Annotated in this window: 6 protein-coding genes; 2 read left to right on the top strand and 4 right to left on the bottom strand. The window is 69.7% G+C overall.

Annotated elements, in window-relative coordinates; genetic code table 11:
* Positions 1-26 precede the first annotated feature (26 nt).
* The 3 genes from ACFU7D_RS27940 to ACFU7D_RS27930 form a co-directional block, all read right to left on the bottom strand.
* A complete protein-coding gene (locus ACFU7D_RS27940) occupies positions 27-737 on the bottom strand; it encodes a transglycosylase SLT domain-containing protein (protein WP_378732989.1) in 711 nt (236 codons plus the stop codon).
* A 196-nt stretch (positions 738-933) separates the two neighbouring features.
* On the bottom strand, positions 934-2,331 hold the full coding sequence (locus tag ACFU7D_RS27935; protein WP_378732991.1) for a PhoH family protein: 1,398 nt from the start codon (positions 2,329-2,331) through the stop codon (positions 934-936).
* A 298-nt stretch (positions 2,332-2,629) separates the two neighbouring features.
* A complete protein-coding gene (locus ACFU7D_RS27930; RefSeq protein ID WP_378732994.1) occupies positions 2,630-3,406 on the bottom strand; it encodes an isoprenyl transferase in 777 nt (258 codons plus the stop codon).
* A gap of 168 nt (positions 3,407-3,574) precedes the next feature.
* On the opposite strand from ACFU7D_RS27930, the gene ACFU7D_RS27925 reads away from it, so the two are divergent.
* Entirely contained in the window at positions 3,575-4,315 is a 741-nt protein-coding gene (locus ACFU7D_RS27925; RefSeq protein WP_378732996.1) for a hemolysin III family protein, read from the top strand.
* Here the strand turns inward: ACFU7D_RS27925 and ACFU7D_RS27920 are convergent.
* Positions 4,276-5,547 (bottom strand): MFS transporter, encoded by a 1,272-nt coding sequence (locus ACFU7D_RS27920; RefSeq protein ID WP_378873449.1) that lies wholly within the window; start codon positions 5,545-5,547, stop codon positions 4,276-4,278. The genes ACFU7D_RS27925 and ACFU7D_RS27920 overlap by 40 nt on opposite strands.
* Positions 5,548-5,603: 56 nt before the next feature.
* Between ACFU7D_RS27920 and ACFU7D_RS27915 the strand changes: the two genes are divergently transcribed.
* The gene (locus tag ACFU7D_RS27915) at positions 5,604-6,566 is read left to right on the top strand and encodes a DUF5937 family protein (protein ID WP_378873447.1); all 963 of its coding nucleotides are present in this window, start codon (positions 5,604-5,606) and stop codon (positions 6,564-6,566) included.
* Positions 6,567-6,577: the final 11 nt, after the last annotated feature.

Raw genomic sequence — 6,577 nt, 5'->3', positions numbered from 1 at the left:
CGTCAGGATGAGCCGACTCGGGGTGCTCAGTACCAGCCGACGGACTGGGAGTGGCCCCAGGCGCCGCAGGGGGAACCGTAGCGGTCGTTGATGTAGCCGAGGCCCCACTCGATCTGGGTGGCGGGGTTGGTCTCCCAGTCGTCGCCGGCGGAGGCCATCTTGGAGCCGGGGAGGGCCTGCGGGATGCCGTAGGCGCTGGAGGAGGGGTTGGCGGCGTTCGGGTTCCAGCCCGACTCCTTCTCCCAGAGCGGTTCGAGGCAGGAGAACTGGTCCATCCCCCAGCCGAAGTCGCCGAGCATCGACTTGGCGATGTCCTTGGGGTTGCGCAGATCGATCTCGATCTCTTCGATGCCGGCGATGGCTCGTACGTCGTTGCCGGCCGACAGGGCGGCCTGCTTGCCGGGGTCGGCGACCTCGCGGCGGTCACCGGCCGAACGCGACAGGGAGGTCTCGCCGCCGCGGGCGGCGGACTCGGCCTCGATCGCGGCGCGCTGGGCGTCGGTGAGCTCGGGGATGTCGGCGGCTGCCGACTCGCCCGCGCTCAGCGTCGGGTCGTCGGTGGCGGGGCCGGCGTAGGCCACCCCGCCCGCGACTGCCGCGCCGGTCCCGCCGAGGGCGAGGACGGAGAGGAGGAGGGTGGTCTTGGCGGTCGTACGCGCAGCCTTGTGCGGAACGTCGACAAGCGGATTCGCTGGTGCACCGCGATGTCGCGGGGCACGATGAACAGGCTTGGTCACGGGCTCTCATTCGGGGGCTGAGGCATTACAGACCCGCAAACAATGCATGAGCACCAACCCCGTATCAAACCGGACGCACCGTTTGTAGGTCAGAAATGACCGTCCTGAGCATCACTTTCGTAACATGAGTCACAGAAATCACAACGGCCCCAGACCTTACGGGCCTGGGGCCGTTGACGTGACAATGATTACGGCGTCACGGGACCACGTTCTCCAGCATCTCGGTGACCAGCGCAGCGATCGGCGAGCGCTCGGAGCGGGTCAGGGTGACGTGGGAGAAGAGCGGGTGACCCTTCAGCTTCTCGATCACCGCGACCACGCCGTCATGGCGTCCGACCCGGAGGTTGTCGCGCTGGGCGACGTCGTGGGTGAGCACCACCTTCGAGTTGGCGCCGATGCGGGAGAGCACCGTCAGCAGCACGTTGCGCTCCAGCGACTGCGCCTCGTCGACGATCACGAACGAGTCGTGCAGCGACCGGCCGCGGATGTGGGTCAGCGGCAGCACCTCCAGCATGCCCCGGTCGATGATCTCGTCGATCACGTCCTGAGTGGTCACCGCGGAGAGCGTGTCGAAGACCGCCTGGCCCCACGGCGACATCTTCTCGCCCTCGGTGCCGGGCAGGTAGCCGAGCTCCTGGCCGCCGACGGCGAAGAGCGGGCGGAAGATGAGCACCTTCTTGTGCTGGTTGCGCTCCATGACCGCCTCCAGCCCGGCGCACAGCGCCAGCGCGGACTTCCCGGTGCCGGCCCGGCCACCGAGGGAGACGATGCCGACCTCGGGGTCGAGCAGCATCTCGAGCGCGATCCGCTGCTCCGCGGAGCGGCCGTGGATCCCGAAGACCTCCCGGTCACCGCGGACGAGGTGGACCTGCTTGTCGGGGCCGACCCGGCCCAGCGCGGTGCCACGGTCGGACATCAGCACCAGACCGGTGTGGCAGGGCAGGTCCCGGGCCGCGTCGAGCTCGAGGACGCCGTCGTCGTAGAGCTCGTCGAGGGACGCGGAGGCGACGTCCAGCTCGGCCATCCCGGAGTAGCCCGGGTCGGAGTCGTTGATCCGCTCACCGCGGTAGTCCTCGGCCTTCAGCCCGACCGCGGACGCCTTGATCCGCATCGGCAGGTCCTTGGAGACCAGGGTGACGTCGAGCCCGTCGCCCTTCAGGTTGCGCGCGACCGCGAGGATCCGGGTGTCGTTGTCCCCGAGCCGGAAGCCACTCGGCAGGGAGGACGGGTCGGTGTGGTTGAGCTCGACACGGATCGTGCCGCCCTCCTCACCGACCGGAACCGCCGTGTCGAGGCGGCCGTGGGTGACCCGCAGCCCGTCGAGCTGCCGGAGTGCGGAGCGGGCGAAGTAGCCCAGCTCCGGGTGGTGCCGCTTCCCCTCCAGCTCGGTGATGACCACCACCGGGAGGACGACCTGGTGCTCGGCGAAGCGCGTCATGGCCTTCGGGTCCGACAGCAGGACGCTGGTGTCGAGAACGAACGTCCGCGGGTGCGGCGACTCGCTCTCGGCCGAGGGGGAAGACTCCGACGCCGGTGTCGGAGCGGCCGACGTATCGGCCTCGGTGACGTGCTCGTTCGTGGTTGGGTTGGCCACGCGGATCACCTCTCGCGACCGGCTCACACACCCATGAGTCCGGTCATCTCATCACTAATCAGATGGACCGGACGGTGGACCGTCAGTCGGGGTGCCGACCGCCTCACACCCGTCAGGATCGATGGGATCCTGACACAGGTTCGGTTCGTGACTTCTCACGTAACGGGCCTCCAGGTGCGACGGGAATTTGTTCCCCGCCGTTGGTACAACGCTACGACGCCGGACCAACGGTCCGTGGCAACACGAACGATTTTTCTTTGTGAACTCCTGGTGACGCCCCGAATGTTCCGGCCAGCGGTCACCTGCCGAGGCGACGCTCGCGGTGGGCGTAGGCCCGCAGGGCGCGCAGGAAGTCCGTACGCCGGAAATCGGGCCAGTAGGCCTCGCAGAAGTAGAACTCCGACTTCGCGCTCTGCCACAGCAGGAACCCGCCCAGGCGCTGTTCCCCCGACGTACGGATCACCAGGTCGGGATCGGGCTGTCCCTTGGTGTAGAGGTGGTCGGCGATGTGCTCGACGTCGATGATCTGGGCGAGCTCCTCCAGCGAGGTGCCGCGGGTGGCGTGCTCGTTGAGCAGGGCGCGTACGGCATCGGCGATCTCGCGGCGGCCGCCGTAGCCGACCGCGACGTTGACCAGCATCCCGTCGACGTCGCGGGTCGCCTCCTCGGCGGCCTTGAGGCGCTGGGCCAGCCAGGGCGGGAGCAGGTCGAGCGCGCCGACCGGGTGCAGCCGCCAGCGGCGTACGTCGGCCAGCGAGTCGACCGCGTCGGCGATGATCTCGAGGAGCGGTGCCAGCTCGTCGGCAGGGCGGTTGAGGTTGTCGGTGGAGAGCAGCCACAGGGTGACCACCTCGATGCCGATCTCGTCGCACCAGGTGAGCAGCGGCTCGATGTTGGCCGCGCCGGCGCGGTGGCCGTGGGCCGTCGACTGGCCGACCTCCTTGGCCCAGCGACGGTTGCCGTCGAGCATCACCCCGACGTGCTTGGGCAGCTTGGAGGAATCGATCTTGCGGAGCATCCGCGCCTCGTAGGCCGGGTAGAGAACCCGACGTACGCCTTCCTTCCAGTCTGCCACGAGGAGAAGGGTAACGGCGGCGCGGCGACATCACCCAGCGGGACAGGATTCACCTCATCTTCAGGGTGGACCGATACTGTTACGCGTCATGAGAGAGCGCAAGCGAACGACCATAGGCCTCAGGCCACCGGCTCCGTATTCTTGCCCCTCCTCGACGGAGGCGGCGGCATGAGCGAGATGACGGATGCGATGCGCCTCAAGGTCGGCAACATCACCGACTCGGTCTCCTCGACCGTTCACGAGGCCCTCCCGAAGCTGCGCGGCTGGATCCACCTGGCCACGGCCCCGCTCACGCTGGCGGCCGGGATCGTCCTGATCGTGCTGGCTCCGTCAGGCGCTCCGCGGGTCGGTGCGGCGGTCTTCACGATGGCCGCGCTCCTGCTCTTCACCGTCTCCGCCGTCTATCACCGGGTCAACGCTCTCGGCCGGTGGAACGAGCGGTGGTTCACGATCATGAAGCGCTGGGACCACGCGAACATCATGCTGATGATCGCGGGCTCCTACACACCTTTCTCGCTGCTGCTGCTCGACGGTGTCACGCAGGTCGTGCTGCTCTCGGTCGTCTGGACCGGCGCGATCCTCGGTGTGCTCTTCCGGGTCTTCTGGAACGACGCCCCACGCTGGCTGTACGTCCCCAACTACATCGCGCTCGGCTGGGCGGCGATCTTCTTCATCCCGTCGTTCTTCACCGGCGCCGTGGCGCTCGGCCTCGGCATCGGGATCGCCACTTTCACGCTGATCTGCGTCGGTGGCGCGCTCTACACCGCCGGCGGCGTCATCTACGGCTTCAAGCGCCCCAACCCGTGGCCGCGGTGGTTCGGCTTCCACGAGGTCTTCCACACCTTCACGATCCTCGCGTTCGTCGCGCACTACACCGGGGTCTCGCTGGCGACGTACTCGCTGCGCTGAGCCTGAGCCTGATCCTGGGCACGCGCCACAGCCGCGTGCCGGGCGAGCACCGCGGTGAGGATGCCGGTGACGGCGAAGAGCGCGCCCAGCACCATCCATCCGCCGGTGCCGTGGTCGATCGCGGTGGCCGTCACCACGAGAGGCGCGAGCATGTGGGCCAGCGCATAGCCCATCTGGCTCACGCCCTGGTAGGCGCCGGCCCGCTCCTGGTCGGCGAGCTCGAAGGCCAGTCCCCAGCTGCCCGCCTCACCGCGCGTCTCGGCGGCCGAGGAGGCGAGCGCGGCGAGCAGCAGGAACACCGTGGCGGCCACCGGGCCCAGATAGGCCGCCGCGGCGAAGAGGATGCAGGCGGCGAGCAGCAGGAACCCGGCACCCCTCACGGCCCGCCCTGCCGTGGCGATGTCGTGGGTGCCGCGCGAGGCCCGCACCTGGAAGAGCGCGACGTAGACCGTGTTCACCACCAGGAGCAGCGAGACCAGGACCGTCGGCGCATCGGTGTGGTCGGCCACCCACAGCGGCACCCCGATCGAGGTCACCCCGAAGTGGATCGCCATCACCCCGCTGAGCACCGTCGCGGTGACATAGGTGCGGTCACGTAGCGGCGACGGACCCTTGGCCACCGCCGGCCCGGAGCCGGCATCCATCCTCTCGCCCAGCCCGGTGACCCGGCGCCTGAGCCCGATGAGCGGCACCGCAGCGAGCGTGGTGAGCACGCCGACGAGCACCATCGTGGCGCGGTACGCCGCGCCGGTGTCCACCGCCAGCGCCACCGCCGCGAGCAGCGTTCCCACCCCGATCATCACGTTCATCACCACCCGCAGCCGGGCACGTACGGCGACCCGGTCGGGGCCGTCGAACCAGCGCGCGACCAGCGTCGACTGGGCGCTCGACTGGAAGCCGCGCGAGGCCGAGACCCAGGTCGCGACCAGCACGAACGCGACCACGTCGCGGGCCAGGGCGTAGGCGAGCAGGGCGATGCCGTAGCTCGCCATCGCCCACAGCTGCACCCGGTCGGCGCCCCATCGGTCGCTGAGCCGCCCACCCGCGTACGTCGCCACGACACCGACGGCTCCGGCGACGGTCAGGCCGATGCCGACGGTGACCGCCGAGAGACCGACGGTGCGGGTGAAGTAGAGCGCGCTGACCGCGAAGAACATGCCACGTGCGAGGGAGAGGGCGGCGACTGCACCGACGAGCGGGCGCTCGACCGGGTCGCTGGGAGGTCGGATCACGGGTCCAGTTGTCGCACCCCGCGCCCACGCGGGCTAACGATGTAGCGTATTGCTTCATGATCAGGTACGACCTGGCCGGTCCCGACCTGAGCGAGGTCCGGTTCGCCATCTCGCCGCTCAACGAGCTCACCCTCTCGCTGCGAGCGCTGCGCGACCCCGGCCGGTTCCCGCTCCACCTGCCCTGGCTCCGCACCGTCGGCGCCGCGGACCTGGATCGCGAGACCCTGCTGGCGCTGACCAACGAGCGGCTCTGGACGCCGGACTTCCTCAACCCGCGCCCGCGCAACCCCCTCGCCCGGCTCGAGGACGAGCTCGAGGTGGTCGCCGCGACCCCTCCGCACCGCGTCCGCGGCGATCTCGACGCGGTCCACTTCGACGGCGGTCCCCCGGCGGTCCTGGTCGGACGCCCGCAGGTCGTGCTGCGCCGCATCCTCGCCGCGCTCCGTGGCTACTGGGACGCCTGCTTCGAACCCCACTGGCAGCGGATGCGAGCGGTGCTGGAGGCCGACATCGTCCATCGCGGCCGGACGATCGTGCACTCCGGCATGGCGGCGATGTTCGCCGACATCTCACCGCGCGTCACCCTCGCCGACGACGTCCTCTCGATCCGGCTCACCACCTCGAAGGTCGACTACCGGCGTACGACCGCAGGGGTCGGGCTCACCGTGGTGCCCACCCTGTTCACCCGCAACCCGTCGACGCCGATCTCGCCCGAGGAGCCGCCGGTCGTGTTCTACCCGGCACGCGGCCTCGGCAACCTGTGGACGACCGACCGGCCGCGGTCGCCGCGGGCGCTGCGCGACCTCATCGGGGAGACCCGCTCCGGGCTCCTCACCCTGCTGGAGGCTCCGGCCTCCTCCACCGAGCTGGCCGTACGCCTCGGGGTCACCGCCACAGCCGTCAACCAGCACCTGCGGGCGATGCGGGCGGCTGGGCTGCTGACCTCGGCCCGCCACGGCCGATCGGTCCTCTATCTCCGCTCCGACCTGGGCGATCGCCTGCTGGAGGCAGTGAGCTGAAAGGGGCGCGC

The sequence above is a fragment of the Nocardioides sp. NPDC057577 genome, from assembly GCF_042801335.1.
GTDB lineage: Bacteria > Actinomycetota > Actinomycetes > Propionibacteriales > Nocardioidaceae > Nocardioides.
This window is presented reverse-complemented; position numbering and strand designations above follow the sequence as displayed.

Bases quoted from the DNA above. Each gene is read 5' to 3' on its own strand.
- ACFU7D_RS27925 (WP_378732996.1), top strand. From the start codon at position 3,575: ATGAGCGAGATGACGGATGCGATGCGCCTCAAGGTCGGCAACATCACC.
- ACFU7D_RS27915 (WP_378873447.1), top strand. From the start codon at position 5,604: ATGATCAGGTACGACCTGGCCGGTCCCGACCTGAGCGAGGTCCGGTTC.